This is a genomic window from Salinilacihabitans rarus, assembly GCF_024296665.1.
In the GTDB taxonomy this organism is placed as follows: domain Archaea; phylum Halobacteriota; class Halobacteria; order Halobacteriales; family Natrialbaceae; genus Salinilacihabitans; species Salinilacihabitans rarus.
Genome location: NZ_CP100762.1, coordinates 516,446 through 533,089, shown reverse-complemented (window position 1 = coordinate 533,089; position 16,644 = coordinate 516,446). Strand labels below are relative to the sequence as shown.

The 16,644-nt window shown below is 66.1% G+C and carries 22 protein-coding genes and 2 pseudogenes; 3 read left to right on the top strand and 21 right to left on the bottom strand.

Going from position 1 to position 16,644, the window contains the following annotated elements; translation table 11 throughout:
- Positions 1–17 precede the first annotated feature (17 nt).
- From NKG98_RS02805 to NKG98_RS02775, 7 genes are all read right to left on the bottom strand, one after another.
- Positions 18–1,610: a phage terminase large subunit family protein gene (locus NKG98_RS02805; RefSeq protein WP_254768224.1), complete on the bottom strand. Its 1,593-nt coding sequence runs from the start codon at positions 1,608–1,610 to the stop codon at positions 18–20.
- Entirely contained in the window at positions 1,597–2,328 is a 732-nt protein-coding gene (locus tag NKG98_RS02800; protein WP_254768223.1) for a hypothetical protein, read from the bottom strand. The genes NKG98_RS02805 and NKG98_RS02800 overlap by 14 nt, the downstream gene beginning before the upstream one ends.
- A gap of 61 nt (positions 2,329–2,389) precedes the next feature.
- Positions 2,390–2,599: a hypothetical protein gene (locus NKG98_RS02795; RefSeq protein WP_254768222.1), complete on the bottom strand. Its 210-nt coding sequence runs from the start codon at positions 2,597–2,599 to the stop codon at positions 2,390–2,392.
- A complete protein-coding gene (locus NKG98_RS02790; protein WP_254768221.1) occupies positions 2,599–2,835 on the bottom strand; it encodes a hypothetical protein in 237 nt (78 codons plus the stop codon). The genes NKG98_RS02795 and NKG98_RS02790 overlap by 1 nt, the downstream gene beginning before the upstream one ends.
- A gap of 90 nt (positions 2,836–2,925) precedes the next feature.
- Complete coding sequence (locus tag NKG98_RS02785; protein ID WP_254768220.1) at positions 2,926–3,273, bottom strand: hypothetical protein; 348 nt, start codon at positions 3,271–3,273, stop codon at positions 2,926–2,928.
- Positions 3,274–3,491: 218 nt separating this feature from the next.
- Positions 3,492–3,674 (bottom strand): hypothetical protein, encoded by a 183-nt coding sequence (locus NKG98_RS02780; RefSeq protein WP_254768219.1) that lies wholly within the window; start codon positions 3,672–3,674, stop codon positions 3,492–3,494.
- Positions 3,675–3,681: 7 nt separating this feature from the next.
- Positions 3,682–4,194 (bottom strand): hypothetical protein, encoded by a 513-nt coding sequence (locus NKG98_RS02775; RefSeq protein ID WP_254768218.1) that lies wholly within the window; start codon positions 4,192–4,194, stop codon positions 3,682–3,684.
- A 308-nt stretch (positions 4,195–4,502) separates the two neighbouring features.
- Between NKG98_RS02775 and NKG98_RS02770 the strand changes: the two genes are divergently transcribed.
- Positions 4,503–5,135 (top strand): IS5/IS1182 family transposase, encoded by a 633-nt coding sequence (locus tag NKG98_RS02770; protein WP_254768217.1) that lies wholly within the window; start codon positions 4,503–4,505, stop codon positions 5,133–5,135.
- Positions 5,136–5,284: 149 nt separating this feature from the next.
- Here NKG98_RS02770 and NKG98_RS02765 read toward each other — a convergent pair whose 3' ends face one another.
- Positions 5,285–6,004: a hypothetical protein gene (locus tag NKG98_RS02765; protein WP_254768216.1), complete on the bottom strand. Its 720-nt coding sequence runs from the start codon at positions 6,002–6,004 to the stop codon at positions 5,285–5,287.
- Between the two features lie 2 nt (positions 6,005–6,006).
- Positions 6,007–6,540: a hypothetical protein gene (locus NKG98_RS02760; protein WP_254768215.1), complete on the bottom strand. Its 534-nt coding sequence runs from the start codon at positions 6,538–6,540 to the stop codon at positions 6,007–6,009.
- A gap of 260 nt (positions 6,541–6,800) precedes the next feature.
- On the opposite strand from NKG98_RS02760, the pseudogene NKG98_RS02755 reads away from it, so the two are divergent.
- Positions 6,801–7,130 (top strand): annotated as a pseudogene (locus tag NKG98_RS02755) (VTT domain-containing protein); the annotation flags it as partial.
- A 3-nt stretch (positions 7,131–7,133) separates the two neighbouring features.
- On the opposite strand, the gene NKG98_RS02750 reads toward NKG98_RS02755, so the two are convergent.
- The 12 genes and pseudogenes from NKG98_RS02750 to NKG98_RS02695 form a co-directional block, all read right to left on the bottom strand.
- Complete coding sequence (locus tag NKG98_RS02750) at positions 7,134–7,409, bottom strand: MarR family transcriptional regulator (RefSeq protein WP_254768214.1); 276 nt, start codon at positions 7,407–7,409, stop codon at positions 7,134–7,136.
- Positions 7,402–7,755, bottom strand: a complete 354-nt coding sequence (locus tag NKG98_RS02745) for a hypothetical protein (protein ID WP_254768213.1) — start codon at positions 7,753–7,755, stop codon at positions 7,402–7,404. Before NKG98_RS02745 ends, NKG98_RS02750 begins: the two co-directional genes overlap by 8 nt.
- A 242-nt stretch (positions 7,756–7,997) precedes the next feature.
- A complete protein-coding gene (locus tag NKG98_RS02740) occupies positions 7,998–8,387 on the bottom strand; it encodes a hypothetical protein (protein ID WP_254768212.1) in 390 nt (129 codons plus the stop codon).
- Positions 8,377–8,640: a transcriptional regulator gene (locus NKG98_RS02735; RefSeq protein ID WP_254768211.1), complete on the bottom strand. Its 264-nt coding sequence runs from the start codon at positions 8,638–8,640 to the stop codon at positions 8,377–8,379. Before NKG98_RS02735 ends, NKG98_RS02740 begins: the two co-directional genes overlap by 11 nt.
- On the bottom strand, positions 8,637–8,894 hold the full coding sequence (locus NKG98_RS02730; protein WP_254768210.1) for a DUF8129 domain-containing protein: 258 nt from the start codon (positions 8,892–8,894) through the stop codon (positions 8,637–8,639). The genes NKG98_RS02735 and NKG98_RS02730 overlap by 4 nt, the downstream gene beginning before the upstream one ends.
- Entirely contained in the window at positions 8,891–11,440 is a 2,550-nt protein-coding gene (locus NKG98_RS02725) for a hypothetical protein (RefSeq protein WP_254768209.1), read from the bottom strand. Before NKG98_RS02725 ends, NKG98_RS02730 begins: the two co-directional genes overlap by 4 nt.
- A 108-nt stretch (positions 11,441–11,548) precedes the next feature.
- Positions 11,549–12,427: pseudogene (locus NKG98_RS02720) on the bottom strand (tripartite tricarboxylate transporter permease); the annotation flags it as partial.
- Between the two features lie 52 nt (positions 12,428–12,479).
- Positions 12,480–13,181, bottom strand: coding sequence for an HAD family hydrolase (locus NKG98_RS02715; RefSeq protein ID WP_254768208.1), 702 nt, complete (start codon positions 13,179–13,181; stop codon positions 12,480–12,482).
- Positions 13,182–13,266: 85 nt separating this feature from the next.
- Positions 13,267–13,605 (bottom strand): 50S ribosomal protein P1, encoded by a 339-nt coding sequence (rpl12p, locus tag NKG98_RS02710; protein ID WP_254768207.1) that lies wholly within the window; start codon positions 13,603–13,605, stop codon positions 13,267–13,269.
- Positions 13,606–13,626: 21 nt separating this feature from the next.
- A complete protein-coding gene (locus NKG98_RS02705) occupies positions 13,627–14,682 on the bottom strand; it encodes a 50S ribosomal protein L10 (protein WP_254768206.1) in 1,056 nt (351 codons plus the stop codon).
- 1 nt (position 14,683) lies between these two features.
- Complete coding sequence (locus NKG98_RS02700; protein ID WP_254768205.1) at positions 14,684–15,316, bottom strand: 50S ribosomal protein L1; 633 nt, start codon at positions 15,314–15,316, stop codon at positions 14,684–14,686.
- Between the two features lie 142 nt (positions 15,317–15,458).
- Positions 15,459–15,794 carry an amphi-Trp domain-containing protein gene (locus NKG98_RS02695; protein WP_254768204.1) on the bottom strand — a complete coding sequence of 112 codons (336 nt, stop codon included), beginning with the start codon at positions 15,792–15,794 and terminating at the stop codon, positions 15,459–15,461.
- 231 nt (positions 15,795–16,025) lie between these two features.
- On the opposite strand from NKG98_RS02695, the gene NKG98_RS02690 reads away from it, so the two are divergent.
- Positions 16,026–16,595 (top strand): hypothetical protein, encoded by a 570-nt coding sequence (locus NKG98_RS02690; RefSeq protein ID WP_254768203.1) that lies wholly within the window; start codon positions 16,026–16,028, stop codon positions 16,593–16,595.
- Positions 16,596–16,644: the final 49 nt, after the last annotated feature.

Sequence of the window (16,644 nt, the reverse complement as noted above, 5' to 3'; positions counted from 1 at the left end):
ATCAGATCAGGTCTGCGTTAGATGCCAGAGACGCCCGTGTCGGGCTCGTCAGCTTCGTCGCCAGCGTCGTCGCCGACGATGTTTTCGAGCCGCCGGAGCCCCTGTTCGGCCATGTACCACGCCGCGATCAGGTCCGGTGTATGGCCCTTGAGCTTCCCGTCGGTAAGTTCGAGCGAGAGCATCGCCGTGATGAAGTCCTCGGTCCCCGGGTGGCCGCGGTAGAGCTGCAGGCCGCCGTTCTCGACGAGCGTCCGTAGCCGCGGGATGCCGTTCTCCCACGAGTGCTTCTTCCCCGTCGTCGGGATGCCGGTAACCTTCGCCATCAGCGACGGCGAGAACTCGATCGCGTCGTTCGCGATGTACTGCTGGATACCGTTCGACTCGATCACGATCACTGCCGGGTCGTAGCGCTCATCCAAGTCGGTCAGCGTCGCCTTGACCTGCGACGGCGGCATCCCCTTCTCGGCGATCGCATCAAGGAGCGTCCGCCGGCCGTCGCGACCGACGTGCCACGCCTCGAACGCGATGTTATCGCCAGTGGGGCTCTGCGCTGGATCGAGCGAGACGATCGTCGCCTCGCCAGCACCGGGCGTCAGCTGCCGCGGGGGCGTCTGTCCGCGGATCGAACAGCCGCCGTCCTCGGCGAGTCGGTTGACGTCCGCCTCGTCGACGAGGTTACCCGATGCCCCCCGGATGACCATGCAGAACTCGCGGTAGAACAGGTGCGAGCTCATCTGCTCGTGTTTCTCCGCGAGGTACTGCGGGCCCCGTGCCTCCGGCCAGAGGACGTGGATCGTCTCGCCCTCGTGCCACGGATCCTCGACCTCGGTGTAGAGAGCTTCCGGTGGCCGGCGCTCGCGCCAGGTGTCGTCCTCACGGAACTCCTGGTCCCAGACCTCGAGGATCGCCGGGTACTCCGTGAAGTCGTAGGCGTCGCGATCGATCAGGTGCGAGTAGATGTCGTCCGGGCGCTTTCGAGTGCCGACGACGGCCGTCTTCCCTGAGTCTTTGACCATCGGGACGGTGACGCCCTCGATCCACTGGAGGATGTTCTGCGTCTCGCCGTCGCCGTGCTCCTTGATGACGTCGTCGAGGACGAGCAAGTGCGAGCGGTCGCCCTCGATCGCGCCGAAGAGCCAGCCGGCGTACAGCATCGCCCCGTTCTGAAACTCCTTGGCTTCCTTCGTGTCCTGGACGGGGTCGCTGTTGAGAGTGGTGAGCCACGGGTTGCGTTCGACCATCTTCCAGAACTCGGTGTCGGCCTTCTTGTGGGCCTGCCCCTGGGTGTTCGTGATCCAGTGGGCGCGGAAGCCGTCGATGTACTCGAGGCAGGCAATCAGATAGCCCAGCGTGAACGTCGTCTTCAGCGCGTCACGGTGGGCGAGGATGCCGATGTTCTGGTCGGACTCGAACGTCTTGGCCCAGTGCGTGTGGACGTCGCCGATCGGGACGTGTGGATCCCGCTCGGCCGCCATGTACCCCTCAGTGAGGCGGTTGTAGTAGACGTCCCACGGGCAGCCGTCGAACGGGTTGAGGACCTCGCGTAGTGCATGCGGGTCCTCGAACGTCCCGAGGACGACGTCGGGGTCGACGGACTCACTCGTCGCCATCGTCACCCTCCGTGTAGCGCTCCCGGAGTACCTCTCGCGCGATCTCCTTCGTCTCCTCGTCGAGGCCGACGGTCGACTCTGTCTCGATCGCGCCGTCGATCTCGACGCGGTCCTTGTAGACACCGAGGACGTCGCCCTTCGCCTGGAGGTGCTGGGACTGTTCCCGACGGGCCATCGACTGTCCCTTGAGGTCGTCGACGTCGCGCTCGAGGCCGACGAACTCAGTCGTGTACTTCGGCGAGCCGTCGACGGCGCGGAGCGGATACTCCTCGCCGGGCATCAACTGGCGCTTCTGGTCTGTGAACCGGATGATGATGTCGCGCTCCTCGGCCCACTCCGGCCAGTCCTCGTCATCGGGGTCGACGTACTCCCAGTCCTGCCACGTCATCGGCGATTCACGATCGGCCGGGACACGGTCCGTCTGTGGGACGACCCGCTGGATCGGCTCGTCCGTCAGCGCCCTCGATTCGGCCTCTCGAGCGCGCTGGTACAGCCGCTCTTCACGTTCGGCAATCTGGAGGCGCGTGTTTGCGTGTTCCTCCTCGATCATCTCGAGGACCTCGTCAGCTGGGTCCTCGTTGAGGTAGCCGCGGATGGTCGACCGCGCGTAAGAGCCGATTCCCTCGTCCTCGAAGCGCTGCTGGATCTCCTCGACCGAGAGGTTATCCAGATAGTGCCACTTGAGGGCGAGAGTGACGCGGCGTTGTTTCGTGCTCATAGGACGTCTAATCCGTTCTGCAGCGTCGACGGGTGGTATATACTTTAAGTGGGGCGCACGGTCAGTCGGTGAGACCGTACGGCGCGTCGTCGCGCGCCGAGAAGTCGTCTCGGTCACTCTCGTCTTCTCGTTCCGAATCGTGTGGGCTGATGCATCCGAGGGCGCGGGCGCAGGCGAGACAGAGCGGCTCCCCCTGGAGAGTTCTGGCTGGCGGGTCGTAGAGGTCCGACCCGACGCAGTCGGGCGCGGCGCCGGACGAGCAGGCCCACATCAGTCGTCGTCCTCCGAGCGGTTGCCGGCGGAGATCGTGATGCCGTCGAGGATGCGCTCGACCTCGAGGCCCCACATCCGCCCGAGGATGAGGAAGACGATCGAGGTGACGCCGACGACGATCTCGTACGGCGGAGGGTCGGCATGAGTGAACATCGGCCCGAGGACGATCCCGGCCCAGACCGCGAACAGCGTGAGCGTCGCGAGGGTTCGGTCGAGTGAGTCGTCGTCGGGCATCAGTGCTCTCCCCAAACAGACGAGTTCGATCTTCGCGCGGTCCAGCGGCGTGCGTGTGTTGGGTGGAACAGACATGGCATCGGTCAACGTTCACAGTGAGACGGTAGAACCGAGGACCGAACCGAGGAGGAGCCCGAGACCGAGGCCGCCGAGCGCGTAGTGGGGCTCCTGGCGGACGTCCTCGGTGATCTTCGCGTTCGAGAGTGTCGGCCCACGGTTGAGCCCGAAGGCCATCGCGAGGATAGCCCCGGCGTACTGTAGGTCGCCGGTGGCCGACGCGGCGATTCCGACGCCGAGGCCGACACCGGCGGCGTGGCTCTCGGCGTGGTAGCTCAGGAAGCCGTCGCGGTCGGTGTCGTCCTCGCTCGGCGCGCCGGCCTCACGGACGAAGCGGACGAGTCTCGAGAGGATGGTCGGCGGGTCTGAATCGTCGGTCATGTATGGAAACAGAGAGCGGTGTGGGTGCGCCGGGTCCCGTGCGGGAGGCCTTTCCGGCCAGACTCCGGCGCGGTCGGGACGGGGCCGTGTGTCAACGGGATGCTGACTCGGTCTCGGTCTCGATCGGAGAACGCCACCTATGTGCAGTCGGCCGTGGAATCCGTCCCGAAGCGATGCAGATGCCCTCGGCCCGACGTGAACAGGGACGACGTCGGGCGTCATCGGGGGCGGACGTCTCCGGGGTCGGCGGTGATCGTCGCGGCGCCGGCGTCGACGACGATCTGCTCATCGGAGGCGTTGAACGACGGCCGCCAGCGGACGTCGTCGACGACGCCCTCGACCGTCCGAGGCCCGAACTCGACGGTGACCCGCTGGCCCGGCGGGGGTAGCTGGGTCGACATGGTCGGCTCACCAGTGACGGGTGCGAGCCCGGCGGACGATCACCTTCGTCGCCCGCGAGAAGATCTCGCGGTCGTACCCGCGGATCTCCGGTTTCGATTTGAGGATGCCGACCGAGCGCTTGAGCTCGTCGCGCTCGGTCTCGCCGATCGGCTCACCCAGCTCGAGGAGACGATCCGCGAGGGCGTCGGTCCGCTGGATCGCCTCGCGTCGCGAGAGCGTCTCGTCCGGCGCCTGGCCGGCGATCGACCCGCAGGCATCGCACACGGTCCGCGTCGGATAGGAGGCGATCGCACCATAGGCCTCGCGGTCGTCGTCCTCGTCGCGGAGGTACCCCGGGATCGGGTCGTGGTCCTCCTTGTCCTGCCCCGCCGTCCCCCACGCGATGCGGCGGTGGTCGCTCTTGATCCGTCGGAAGCAACTGCTACAGCAGGATGGATCCTCGAAGACGTACCGCTCGAAGACGTTCGCCGGCTCGTCGCGGGCCTGAACCTCGTCGATGGTGTGTGCTGTCGTCGACATGATGCAGTGGGGAGAAACTCTCGGCTGTCGGCCGGGCCCGGACGTCATCGCGGCCTCGATCCGGGACCGTCTCGACACTGTCGCTACACTCACGTAAGGCGAGATGTCGGCTTAAAAAGCCAACAATCAGTAACAGACGTCCGGTTGTTTGATGCCCTTCTGGCGGTTATAATCATACGGGATGGCGATAACACACTCATTTGGCTCTGTTGAAATCCTCGGAGAGTTACAGGTTCAACCAGTAGTGTGGCTGGATGTAAGCCCTTCCAAAGTCGCAACTACTACGGGTCGTTGAGCGGGCATTTCACTTGGCTCGCCGAGCTGTTGCACGGTATTCCTCGACGTTCTCGAAACGGCGCTACATGCTCCACCAGCACATCGTCTTGCTCTGCCTCAAAGTTCGGAAGAACACGACGTATCGGACACTTCTTAACAAACTTATCGAGATGCCCCCGATTCGGAGTGCCCTCGATCTTGAGGAACTCCCGTCCCCTTCGACGTTGTGTAAGGCGTTCAACCGCCTTGACATGGCTGTTTGGCGCGTCCTGCTCAACCTCTCGGTCACACTCCTCTCGACTAACGGTGTCGTCGGTATCGATGCCTCCGGCTTTAACCGTAGTCACGCCTCGAACCACTACACAAAGCGAACGAAGTTGACGCTTCAGCAGTTGAACGTCACACTTTTCGTGGATACGAGAGCGAATGCCGTCCTCGATCTTCACGTGACGACGATTAGAAAACACGACTCGAAGATCGCGCCGTCGCTCATCAAGCGAAATACCAGTGAAGTAGCGATTCTCCTCGGCAACAAAGGATACGACGACCAGGAGATTCGCGCGTTAGCCGTGAAGATAGTGTTCATCCGCTCACGACACTGGTCGAAGCAGTTCCGTGAACTCGTTATCGGTTGTCTCACTCACCACCTCGACAGGATACTCTGAACGTTCAATAGAGGGAATAGACGTAAGCCAGACACAAGAGATATATGGTGTCAATTGTTTATGGTTATTAAATACACCGTCGTCAGCCGATCAAAAAAATTTGGCAGTCGTTGGTAGTTATGGAGTGTGAGATGCTGGTCTGCAGTGACTCAGAGGTCGTCGATGTTGTACTCGTAGAAGAAGTTGAAGGTCGATGAACTCGGGTAGACTTCCTCTCGGAAGTCGGTGGCACACCCGTTGAGTTCGTGACAGTAGAAGTCCGGACCGATGAACTGGGTATACATGTAGGTCGGCGCGACCTTGTCCCCGCTATCCGGCGCCTTCGAGTCCCAGGCCATCACGGTTCCGAGCTGGACGTCTTCATCGGCGGCATCGAGCTCGCCCCAGATGTTCCAGAAGCCGTAGGTGCTTTTGAGCTTCTTGTCGATCAACTCCGATTGAATTCTGAGCTTTGGCGTATCAATCGAGACGGACACGCCGACAGATTTCGGCGCCGAAGCGGAGATCGACGTATTGATCGAGGTTTCCTGTTCGTCTTGGTACGAGGGGGCGTATTCGTAGATGCCGAGGTCGTCCAGCTCGCTGCGGTTCCAGTTCTGAGTCAGTTCTGCCTCGTCGGTCTTCCAGCACTGGTACTGGTCGCCGAAGCAGTCATAACAGTAGTTGAATTCGTCTGGATTTGCGGCGAGCGGCCAGATAAAGCCCTTCTGTGACATGGCCCACTCTGACCGTTGGGCGCCACTGTATTCGTCAATGTAGTCGTATCGTTCCAAGCGGCTGGCTAGCCGGAATTCGCCGACTTTCGAGCCACAGTCGGAGTTGTTCTGATAGACGTGGACGTTGTCGTCGTAGCGAACGACGTCACCCATGGTTAGTCACCTCCGTTGCCGCTGTCGGTGTCGTTTTGTGCGGCTGCAGCTGCTTTCTTGTCGACGATTTTGTGAATGTCTGCTTCGATTCCTTTCTTTATTTGGTCGTTGGCAGGCGTGAGATCGCCGGGGATCTTCTCAGCCGAAATGTAGGGTTCGCCTTGTTCCATCGAGACAACCACGCCGAGGACCTTGTTCTCTTGCTCTTGGGGCCCGCCTTCGTAGGTTGCTGGGCGGGGGAGGGCGAGATTATTCGTGTCGGTATTGGTCGCGATGATCTTGGTGTAGAGGGCGTCGATGGTGTTTTGTGTGACTGGTTTGTTCAGGCCGCCTTTTGCGAATCCGACTTTGGAGTCGGGGACGACGTTTGGAATGTTTTGTTGTTGTTCGTCGACTCTGTATGATCCGGCTCGGTTTTCGAAGCCGGTTGCTGCGGTAGTGTCGACGGCGGAGAGGCCTGCGAAGGTGGTGAGGCCGGCGCCGCTTAATTGAAGTATGGTCCGTCGGTTCAGGTTGGAGTTGCTTTCGTCGACCACATAACCAAAGGCTATTTCCATCAGCATAAAAGTATGGGTGATTGATGCTAACACTTCTAAATAATATATCAATCCATATGGGCGGATTGACATCCGTCTTTAGCTAAGACTCACACCCGGTTGCGTAGCGGTAGCGAGTGTCGCTTACAGTATCGGTCGCTGCTGGTGGATCTTCTGTGCGTCTTCGATTAGCCGCTTCAACAGCAGCGGTGGCGAGTACCCGAGGTACTCACCGAGCTCGTGAAGAATGAGCTGGGTGTGCGACCGGAAAGGCGGCCGGAAGCATGTTCGCGTTCCACATCGGTCAGGAGGTCAAACGGTCTGGACCAATCACGCGCTGGTTACGAGAGTCGAGATGGGGCATCATGGAGTGGTCCGAAAAACGATCCGTTCAACTCGCACAGCGGTACGGATACGGCGGACTCGCACTGGCCCTCTCCGTTCCGTTTTTCCCCGATACGGTCTCGATCTACGCGTTTGCCGTTCTCGAACGGAATTACGCGAGATTCGCGATCGCGACGTTTCTCGGAAGCCTCGGCCGGCTTCTCGTCACCCTCGGATTCTTCGAGAGCCTCTCGACGGTATTCTGAACGCTACCGAAGCTTCGTATACGATCGGTGTGCGGCTACGACGCTGGCGAAACAGTCCGGTCGATAGTAGACGCGGCGGCGCTGGTCCGTCGGATCTCGGTAGGAAATCAGCAGCTCGCGGTCGACGAGATTGTTCGCTGCCTCCCGAGCACGGCGTGTCGAGAGCCCAGTTCGTTCGGCAAGCATCGTCTGGTTCAGAACTGTGTCCTCGAGGACGAGATAGACGAGCCGCGTCGCCGGCGTGTCGTCGACAATCTCTGGTGGAAGTTGCTCAGGCATCGCGATCACCCCGCCGGAACGCCGGGAGATCCAGGTGGTCATCGACATCGTCGACGTTGAGCTCGCGCTCGAGGACCAGTTTGACGTACTCGGGGACGTCGGCCCACGTGACGGCCATCAGGTCGGCCTGCGTCCGGCCCTCAAGGTAGTGCCCGCAGGAGACGCCAGTGACAGTGCCGTCCTCGATCGCGAACGCCCACTCGAGGCCGTACTCGTAGCCGTGGGCGTCGCGGTCGTCGTCGATCCAGACGACGTGCGAGTACAGCCGGACCGGCGGCTCGACGGCCGCGGCGTCGTCTTCGTCGTCGTCGTCCCAGTGGCCGTCCGGGATCGAGTACTTAGCCACCGACCCCACCCCCTTCGTTTCGGGTGGAGATTGTACATAATGTAATCTCCTGCGTGAGTGGTAGCGACCGGGCCGAATCCCGCTCTGTGTTTAACTGCTTGCAAGTGTCGCCGGGGGCACCACAGAGGTAGGTTTCCCACGCTAAGTTGGCCCCATTCGGGGCCATCGTGGGGGGAGAGCCTGACGCCGTCACGAACACCATCATCACATCACCACCTATTCCCCTTCCAGTCAGCCTCCCCCTACGCATCATCCTCACCTCGCTCGCGGAGCTGCTGGACGCGCCGGTTCGCCAGCCCGATCAGGTCCCGCCGCGGGCCGTCGACGGTTCTGCGATAGCTATCGATCTTCTCGCGCAGTCTCCACCGGTCGTCGATCCCGAGGCGGACCCGCCCTTCGGCGTCGCGGACCCGGACGAGGTCGCCGTTCGCACGAGCGGCGGTGATCGCTCGATGGACCTCATCGAGTCCGTAGCGCCCGCGATAGAGGGTTCCGATCACCGACGGCTGCGAAGCGAGCGGTGGTTGCATCCGCCCGGAGTTGAAGTCGACTGCGCGAATAACGGCCTCGTAGACTTCCTTCGAGCGTTTGCGTCGCTCTGCGTCCGTCTCCCCGATCGTCTCACCCTGCATCGTCCACCTCCACGGGGGCGTAACTCGGTTGCGGGCCCTTCGGGCCGAGGCCCAGCACTCGGTCGACCTCGCCGGCGTCGGCGAGGCGCTTGAGGTGTCGTGAGGCCGTGTCCTTCGAGACGCCGAGAGTGTCCGCGACGGCGTCGATCGGGACGCCGCCGTCACCCGGCAGGCGCTCGCCCGCGGCGTAGAGGTCGGCGACCGTGTCGACGAACTCCTCGTCGCTGACCAGCCGCGAGTAGTCGTACGTCATCGCGACCCCTCCGCGTCGAGTTCGCGCTCGCGTTCCTCGATCGCCTCGAGAACGATCTCCCGGCCGCCGAACTCGCGGATCTCGACCGCCCGGTACGCCGAGAGCAGGCCCTTGTCCTGGATCCCCCGGATGCGTGCCAGCGGGAGGTAGTGTTCGGAACAGGCGAGAAACCGTGCCGGGTCCTCGCCGACCGCCGCCTCGACGTCGGGGTAGCGTGGGCGGTCCGACTGCTGAGCGCGGCGGGTGGCGCTCACGCCGAGATCACCTCCTCGTCGCCGACGGTAGGCAGCGGCGCCTGCTCGATCGCCGGGCCCATCGCGATGGCCGTCTCGGCGTCGGGGCGATCCATCGCGGTGAGCCGACCTGCGAGGGCGACCCACGAGCCGAGATCGGCGTCGTCGACGAGTCGCCATGGGTCCGCCGGATCGCCGGGAAGGTCGAACAGTACCCCACCGAGCGGGTCGTCGGGATCGGCATACCGTTCTGGTGAGAGGGTAGCGACGAGCAGCGCATCGACGGCGTCGACGAGCAGGGCGCCCTTGAGGAGCGCCGGGCGGACGTCGTCGCCGCGCTCGTCGGCGAACGGCAGGGCAAGGCGAAGGCCGGCGCCGGTCGCCTCGACGAGTCCCAGCGACGTGAGACGGTGACGGTGGGTGCGGACCGACCGCGTCGAGACGCCGGCGGCGTCGGCGAGGGCGCGCTGAGTGAGCGGCGCCTCGGCCACGAGGAGGGCCGACACCACTTTCCCGACCGTCGGTGGGAGGTCCGGCAGGAGGTCGGCGGCGTCGAGCGTCCCGAGGGCGTAGCGAAGTTCGCCGAGCCGGAGGTCGCGAGGCTGATCCTCGGCGCCGAGTTGGTGCAGCGCCCTCGCCGCGGCGTACGGATCCGGAACGAGTGCGTGGACGAGGGTTACGCTGGCGTCGGTCGGGCGGATCCGCTTCGGCAGGAGGAGGCGGTTCGCGACCGCCACGTGGGCCGCCCGGCCGACCTCGGTGATCGGGACCGAGACGACGAACTCCGGAGCGTCCTCGTGAAGTTCCTGCGGCCTGGCCAGACACTCCTCGAGGGCCGGCCGAAGCCGGTGGACGTCCTCGCCGCGGACGACGAACGATCCGATGAGCCGGCCGACGGGATCGGCGGCGTCGACCTCCGGCGTGAACGCCGCTGCCCGCTTCTCGGGACGAGACTCGAACAGGTGGCGGTAGGCGTTGTGGACGCCGGCGTACCGCGACTGGATCGCCGCCGAAATCGCCATCGATTTTGCGAGGGCGTCGAGGTCGTCGCGATCGACGCCGGCCGGGACGCGCACCTCCCGGACGAGGTCGACACCAGCGACGTCCAGGAGGTGAACGATCGACCCCGCCAGACCGTGTGCCGAGCGCATGATTGCCGCCCGGAAGGCGTCGCGGTCGTCGTACTCGCCGTTTCGGAGGTCGACTGTGAGGTCCTGGAGGCGCTGGCCCCACGCGACGAGCTCGTCGCGAAGGACGGTCGGATCGGCGAGGGCCTCGTCCGAGAGCGCGCCGATACAGCGAGCGTCGCGAAGAATCGCCGGCGGTTCCCGATCGACAACCTGTTCGAGCCGCCGCGACGGGAGAACCGCGTCGAGGAACCACGGCGTCGCTAACGCCACTGCAACGCTCACCACGTAGGGCAGGGGCTCGGCGGCCCGCACGGCCACTACGGCCTCGTCGCGGTCGGCGTCATAGCTCACCTCGTGGGTTCGGCCGTCACCGTCTGGCAGGCGGCCGCGTACAAGCGTCACGCCGCCGGGGCGGCCGCAGGCTGCCGCCGCGGCGTGGCCAGGCCGGCCCATCCACCCGACCTCGTACGGTTGGGGGCCATCCTCTCCCTCCCCTCCCGTGCGCGGGGTTACACGGCACTGGGGAGAGGACTTTCCGGTCTCGCTAACGCTCTCATCGAGGCGTCGCTGTCGGCCGATTTTGGCGTCGAACGTCTCGAGAACGCGCCGGCCGGCCTCAAGGAGCTCGACCTTCCGATCCTGTCGAGGTCCGAACGTCGCGACGAGTTCGAGGTCGGCGAGCCGGCCGACACACTGGCGGACGCGCGAGTCGTCGATCGCCGGGAACAGGCCATAGAGTTGGCCGTAGGCCAGTGTCTCGCTGGGTTCGTCGGCGAGCGCCCGGAGGACCTGGACGTCGCGCCCGTCGGGATCGAGGCGGGCCGTCGCCGCGTCGACGACCTCGGCCAGCGGCCCCACGTCACGGTGTGCATCCCGCCACTCGCTAACGCCGGGGAGGTCCTCGCGATGCTGAGTTCGCAGGAACGCCTCGGTGACGCCGCTCGCGACGAGGCGGACGTCGAACGCGCGCGCGAGGATCGAGAGGAGCCGGCAGACGTCGACGCGCTTGCGCCGGTCGGCGTCCTCGAACGCGCGGTCGACGATGAACGCGAGCGTCCGAGTGGGGGTTCCGGTTTCGCTAACGCACTCGAACAGCCGCGCCGTTGCGAAGAGATCGGCCGTCGAGGAGTGGACCTGACCGAGGTTCGGGAGGAGCTTCGCTGTGAGCCACAGTGCCGACCGACGATTCCCGAGGCCGACGTCGCGGATCCACGACCACAGCCGTCGCGGGACGTCCCGCTCGTCAAGCGCGGCGTAGAGTTCGGGGACGGTCTTGCCGGCGGCGAACGCGCGCAGCGCGCGGACGAACGTGTCGGCAACATCGTCGTAGGAGATGACTTCCTCCCAGAGGGCGGTCACCGGCTGGGTGTCGAGATCGATCGCGGCCGCGGCAGACGCCGGGACCTGCTGGGTCGGGGTGAGCCCCGGCACCGTCACGCCGGAACACCCCCTGAGTTTGATGTAGCAGTATACGCTATCCCTCCACCCGAGACAGAAATATCGCGTTTTCGGCAGTTCTGGACGCTCTCTTCGCCGTTACCATGCGACGACGAACACCGCGTTCGCCGTATCGACGCCGCTGGTCGCGACGACGTACCCCCGGTCGGTGGGGCCGCCGGGGAAGAGCGCCAGCACCGCGACCGCGGCGATCGCCGCCGAGATGCCGGGGACGTAGCCGACGACGGCCCCCGCGAGGGCTCCGGCGAGCGCCGAGACCCCGACGAACGCACGCGACGTTCGGATCTCGCCGCCGTCCTGCGGGGGGATCCCGCCGCCGCGGATCGCGTCGATCAGCACCGGCGCACCGAACAGTCCGGCGAACAGCGGTGCGAGCATCCCGCCCGCGTCGAGTGGCGCCTCGGGGGAGAGGTCGAGCGTCGCCGCGCCGAGGGCCGCCGCGAGCGCGAACGAGAGGGCGCCGCCGATCCGGGCCGGGCGGCTTCGCTCCGAGGCCACGAGTCCGAGCGCGACGAGCGCCAGCAGGAGCGGGAGGTGCGAGCGTACCGTCGGGTAGGCGGCGGTCACGGCCCGCGTGATCGGGATCGCGAGCGGCGCCGCCGCGAGCACCGCGAGCAGGCTGCCGAGCGCGGACAGCCGGATCGCCTCGTGCCCGCGCCCGTCGAGGAGCAGCCGGTGGCCGGGCAGCGCCGCGGCGGCCATCTCGGCGTCCGGCACCCCCAGCGCCATCGCCGGCACGGCGTTGAGAAAGGTGTGGACGACGCCCGCGGCGAGCATCGCACAGCCGACCAGCAGCGGGGGGCCGGGGACCGAGGGGGCGACCCCCGCGAGCAGCAACGCGAAGTTGTTCGCGTGCAGCCCCGGCACCAGCCCGCTGACGGTCCCGAGGGCGGCGCCGCCGAGCACCCAGCCGACGACGCGGACGGTCAGCGGCGGATCGACGACGAACTCGACGCTCGCGGCCATCGGTCGGTCTGGCCGCCCCTTCGGATATAAAGTCGCGGACGGGGACGGCGGGTCACCCTTCGGACGGCTGGAACGGCGCGGCGACCGGGTCCGGGAGCGAGAGCGAGAGCGAGTCGGGGTCGGCCAACGCGGCGACGCGGGGGACGACGGCGTCGGCCGCGTCCCCGTCCGCGTCGGCGGACTCGCCCGCGACGTGGATCGCCCGAAAGCCGGCCGCGCGGGCGCCGCAGACGTCCTCCTCGTAGCTGTCGCCGACGTGGACGTGTTCGTCGGCGGGCAGTCGCTCGCTCGCGATTTCGAAAATCCGGGGTTCGGGCTTGCGAACGCCCACGGCGCCGGAGACGATCACCGCGTCGACGACGTCGGCGAGGCCGTGGCGTTCGAGTTTCGCCCGCTGCTGGCGCTCGTCGCCGTTCGTCAGCACGGCGGTCGGGTACTCGGCCGCGACGCGTTCGACGACCCGTCTGGCCCCGTCGGGGACCGTCGTCGCCGCGAGTTCGGTCTCGCAGTGCTCGCGGGCGAGCGTCGCCGGCGGGGCGTCGAGGTCGACCGTCTCCACGACGGCCTCGAACGCGCGCCGATAGGGCGCCGGTTCGCACCGTTCGAGCGCGGCGAACAGCCGGCTCTCGTAGGCCTCGTAGGCGTCGTCCGTCGGCTCGCCGTACGGGGAGACGGTCGTCGCGAACTGCTCGTCGAAGGGGACGTCGTAGCGCAGGAGCGTCCCGTCGAGGTCGAAGGAGACGGCGGTCGTCACGTCCGGGTCGTGCCGGCCGCGGGAGAAGTAACTACCGGAGCGGCGTCGAAAGAAAGCGTGGTGTCCGAGTCGTCGCGTGGACGGCTCAGCCGAAGAGTTCGCCGAGGCCCTCGCCGCTGGCCTCCTCTTCCTCGTCGTCCTCGTCGTCGTCCGTCGTGTCCGGGACGTCGCTGGTCTCCTCGGCTTCCTCTTCCTCGGCCGCCTCGGGCGCGGCGCCGCCGGCCGCGGCACCCCCCGTGGCGGGGACGGCGGCCGCCTGGGCGACGGCGTCGTCGATGTCGACGTCCTCGAGCGCGGCGACGAGCGCCTTGACGCGCGATTCCACGACGTCGGCGCCGGCGGCTTCGAGCACGCCGGTCAGGTTCTCTTCGTTGATCTCTTCGTCCGTCTCGTTCAGGATGAGTGCTGCGTAAACGTATTCCATGGTTGTGTCCTCCGTTGGTGATTATCCGAACATCGCGCCGAGGCCTTCCGCGCCGTCGTCGTCCTCGTCGTCCTCGTCTTCGTCGTCGGCGTCGGCGTCGGCGTCGGCGTCGGTGTCGTCGTCCTGGTCGTCGGCCGATTCGTCCTCGTCGGGCGCGGCCGCGGTTGCGGCGGCCGGCGCCTCGACGTCCTGGAGCTCCTCGGGCAGGGCCTCCTCGTCCTCGACGTTGGCCGCGAGCGCGCGAAGCTGCGCGTCGGCCTTGCGGACGAGGTCGGGCATGAGGTCTTCGTCCTCGATGGCGGCCTGCAGGCCGAGACTCTTGGCCTCGCCCGTCGCCTTCGCGACGAGCGTCGGCATCACGCCGGCGGCCGGGTAGCTCGCGTTGACCGCGAGGTTGCGGGCGCGCGCGGCGGCCGTCCCGACGTCGCTCTCGTAGGCCTCGACGTCGATGTCGAGGTCCTCGGGGTCGAAGATGACGCCGTCGGAGTAGACGGCACGGAGGTCGAGGCCGACCTCCTTGGGCTCGATGCCGAGTTCGTTGAGGACGTTCGCGAGGTCCGCGGAGACCTCCTCGCCGGCGTCGAGCACCTGTGAGTCCTCGACGACCTTGATCGAGCCGTCCTCGATGCGGGCGTTCGCTCCGACCTGCTGGAGGTCGCCGACGAACGGGCCGGGGTCGACCCCGGTGTCACCCTCGGGGATGACGATGTCGTTCGGGGCGACCTCGCCCTCGTTGATCGGCGCGGGCGTCTTCGACGCCTCGAGCTCCTTGTAGAGCGCGAACGGGTTGTCGTTCGTCGCGATCAGACCGACCTGCCCGTCGACGTGCTCGACGAGCTCCTCGACGCCGTCGGCGGCGGCCTCGAGCGCGCGCTCCTGTAAGGTGTTGCGGCTGACGCGGAGCACGGCGGTGCCGTGCAGCCCGCGGCGCATGTCCTGGAGCTGCTTCGAGGGGATGCCGGCGATGCCGACGACGCCGACGCTCTCGTAGCTCTCGATGAGTTCGGAGAGCGCCTCGACCTCCTCGCGCTTCCACTGCGGGAGGTTCTCGGTCTTGCGTTCGGCTTCGGCGCTCATCTCAGGCCACCTCCACGGACGGGCCCATCGTCGTCTTCACGTAGACGGAGTCGATGTTCTGTGGCCCCTTCTCGAGGTCGGCGTGCAGCCGGCGCAGGATGACGTCGATGTTGTCGGCGATATCCTCCGCGCCCATGTCCTCGGCGCCGACGCGCGTGTGGAACGTGCGTCGGTCCCGGGAACGAAGCTGCACGGTGTTCTTGAGTCGATTGACCGTCTCGACGACGTCGTCGTCGGGCGAGAGCGGGTCGGGCATCTTCCCGCGCGGACCCAGGATGGTACCCAGGTGGCGGGCGATGTCCTGCATCATCGCCTCCTCGGCGATGAAGAAGTCCGTGGCGTCCGCGAGGTCCTTGGCCTCGTCGTCGTCCAGATCGGCCACGTCGTCACCCGAAAGCACCTGGTCCGCGACCTCCTCGGCGCGGACCGCGGTCTCGCCTTCGGCGATGACGACGATCTGAGTCTCTTGGCCGGTTCCGGACGGCAGGACGATGGACTCGTCGACACGATTCGACGGTTCGTTGAGGTCTAGATCGCGCAAGTTGATCGCGAGGTCCACCGTCTCGGTAAAGTTCCGATCCGGCGACTCCTCGAGTGCGCGAGTCACTGCTGCTTCGATATCCGAATCTGCCATCGTTCACCTCCGTAGTACGCAGGGACTGCTCCTACGGGTCAGTGAAACAGGCGTTGCCTGTCTCACCCGGAACAAGAGCCATCGGTGACTTAAACCCGTCGAACTATGCGCTTCCGTACGCCCGATCGGGCCGGTCGCCGCGCTACTCCTCGATCGCGTCGGTCCCCTCGACGTCCTCGGGTTCGGGCAGCGGCTCCTCGTCGTCGCCCCGGAGCCACTCCAGTTCGATTTCGAGGCTCCGCTCGACGCCCTCGTCGCCGGGTTCGTCCTCGAGTTCGAGTTCGAACCCGACCGTCTCGGGCGGGTCGATCGTCGCCGTCTCGTCGCCGAGTTCGAACTCCAGCGGGTCGCTCCCCCGGAGGTTGGTCGCGAACGTCTCGAGGCGGTCGGCGATCTCCTCGCGCGAGAGGTCCCGCTCGAACTCGAGTTCCGTGTCGTCGGTGTCCGTGTCGTCGGTGTCCGTGTCGTCGGTCGACATACGCTCGGGCGTACGGGAGAGGACACCCTAAGTGCGTCCCTTGTGAGCGACAGGTCGACCACACCCCCCGGTTCCGCGGGCCGTCTCGCGCCCGCGGGAAGAACTATCCACCGACAGATCGGGGTTGAATGAGCGTATCCGGGGCAGTAACCGTAATGGGTCATTTGTACCGAAATTTACTTTAGGGTGAAGTTCCACCGTACATCCATGGGGCCAGTAGAGTTATATGGGATGATAGATCCAGTGCTCGGGCCACTGGTCACGTACGAGTCGCTGGTCGGCAGCTATCTGGGGCTCGACCTCGCCGAGCGCGCGGCCGTCCACTTCGGGGTCACGGTGGTACTCGGCACGCTCGCCCTCGGGATGCTCCCGAGATACGGGACGGAGACAGTCCGCCGCTCGCACCGTAGCCCGATCATCTCGACGTGCGTCGGGATTCCGGGCGTCCTCGCGCTGGGGACGTTGCTCTACACGGGGGCCATCCTCGGCGAGACGAACGTCGGCGTCGTCTTCGCGATCCCGCTCGTCGCCGTCGGCGCGACGCTGCTGCCCGCGTGGACCGCCCTCGGCTTCGTCTCGCTGGGCGGCGTCGTCGCGTCCAAACTCGGTACGGATCGCCTCCCGGTCTGGGTGCTCGTCGGCGGCCTCCTGAGCGCGTTCGTCGTCGTCGGGCCGGCCGGAACCGCGGTCGGCGGCCTCGCCTCCGTGCTCGGCGTCGGTGCCGGCGCCCGCGTCCTGTTCGCCCGCGACGGGTTGAGCAGGGAGCGCGAGCGCGTCGTCCCGCCCGCGAACAAGATCTGACGTTCCGTGGTCCGACGGCGTCCGTCGCCGCGGACGCCCGAAAGACGTT

What these genes read in the sequence shown, in the direction of transcription:
- NKG98_RS02785 (WP_254768220.1), bottom strand. Translation starts at nt 3,273, where the DNA reads ATGACCGACGATTCAGACCCGCCGACCATCCTCTCGAGACTCGTCCGC.
- NKG98_RS02740 (WP_254768212.1), bottom strand. Translation starts at nt 8,387, where the DNA reads ATGCAGGGTGAGACGATCGGGGAGACGGACGCAGAGCGACGCAAACGC.
- NKG98_RS02765 (WP_254768216.1), bottom strand. Translation starts at nt 6,004, where the DNA reads ATGGGTGACGTCGTTCGCTACGACGACAACGTCCACGTCTATCAGAAC.
- NKG98_RS02705 (WP_254768206.1), bottom strand. Translation starts at nt 14,682, where the DNA reads ATGAGCGCCGAAGCCGAACGCAAGACCGAGAACCTCCCGCAGTGGAAG.
- NKG98_RS02790 (WP_254768221.1), bottom strand. Translation starts at nt 2,835, where the DNA reads ATGCCCGACGACGACTCACTCGACCGAACCCTCGCGACGCTCACGCTG.
- NKG98_RS02775 (WP_254768218.1), bottom strand. Translation starts at nt 4,194, where the DNA reads ATGTCGACGACAGCACACACCATCGACGAGGTTCAGGCCCGCGACGAG.
- NKG98_RS02695 (WP_254768204.1), bottom strand. Translation starts at nt 15,794, where the DNA reads ATGTCGACCGACGACACGGACACCGACGACACGGACACCGACGACACG.
- NKG98_RS02800 (WP_254768223.1), bottom strand. Translation starts at nt 2,328, where the DNA reads ATGAGCACGAAACAACGCCGCGTCACTCTCGCCCTCAAGTGGCACTAT.
- NKG98_RS02795 (WP_254768222.1), bottom strand. Translation starts at nt 2,599, where the DNA reads ATGTGGGCCTGCTCGTCCGGCGCCGCGCCCGACTGCGTCGGGTCGGAC.
- NKG98_RS02780 (WP_254768219.1), bottom strand. Translation starts at nt 3,674, where the DNA reads ATGTCGACCCAGCTACCCCCGCCGGGCCAGCGGGTCACCGTCGAGTTC.
- NKG98_RS02805 (WP_254768224.1), bottom strand. Translation starts at nt 1,610, where the DNA reads ATGGCGACGAGTGAGTCCGTCGACCCCGACGTCGTCCTCGGGACGTTC.
- NKG98_RS02750 (WP_254768214.1), bottom strand. Translation starts at nt 7,409, where the DNA reads ATGCCTGAGCAACTTCCACCAGAGATTGTCGACGACACGCCGGCGACG.
- NKG98_RS02690 (WP_254768203.1), top strand. Translation starts at nt 16,026, where the DNA reads ATGATAGATCCAGTGCTCGGGCCACTGGTCACGTACGAGTCGCTGGTC.
- NKG98_RS02735 (WP_254768211.1), bottom strand. Translation starts at nt 8,640, where the DNA reads ATGACGTACGACTACTCGCGGCTGGTCAGCGACGAGGAGTTCGTCGAC.
- rpl12p (WP_254768207.1), bottom strand. Translation starts at nt 13,605, where the DNA reads ATGGAATACGTTTACGCAGCACTCATCCTGAACGAGACGGACGAAGAG.
- NKG98_RS02700 (WP_254768205.1), bottom strand. Translation starts at nt 15,316, where the DNA reads ATGGCAGATTCGGATATCGAAGCAGCAGTGACTCGCGCACTCGAGGAG.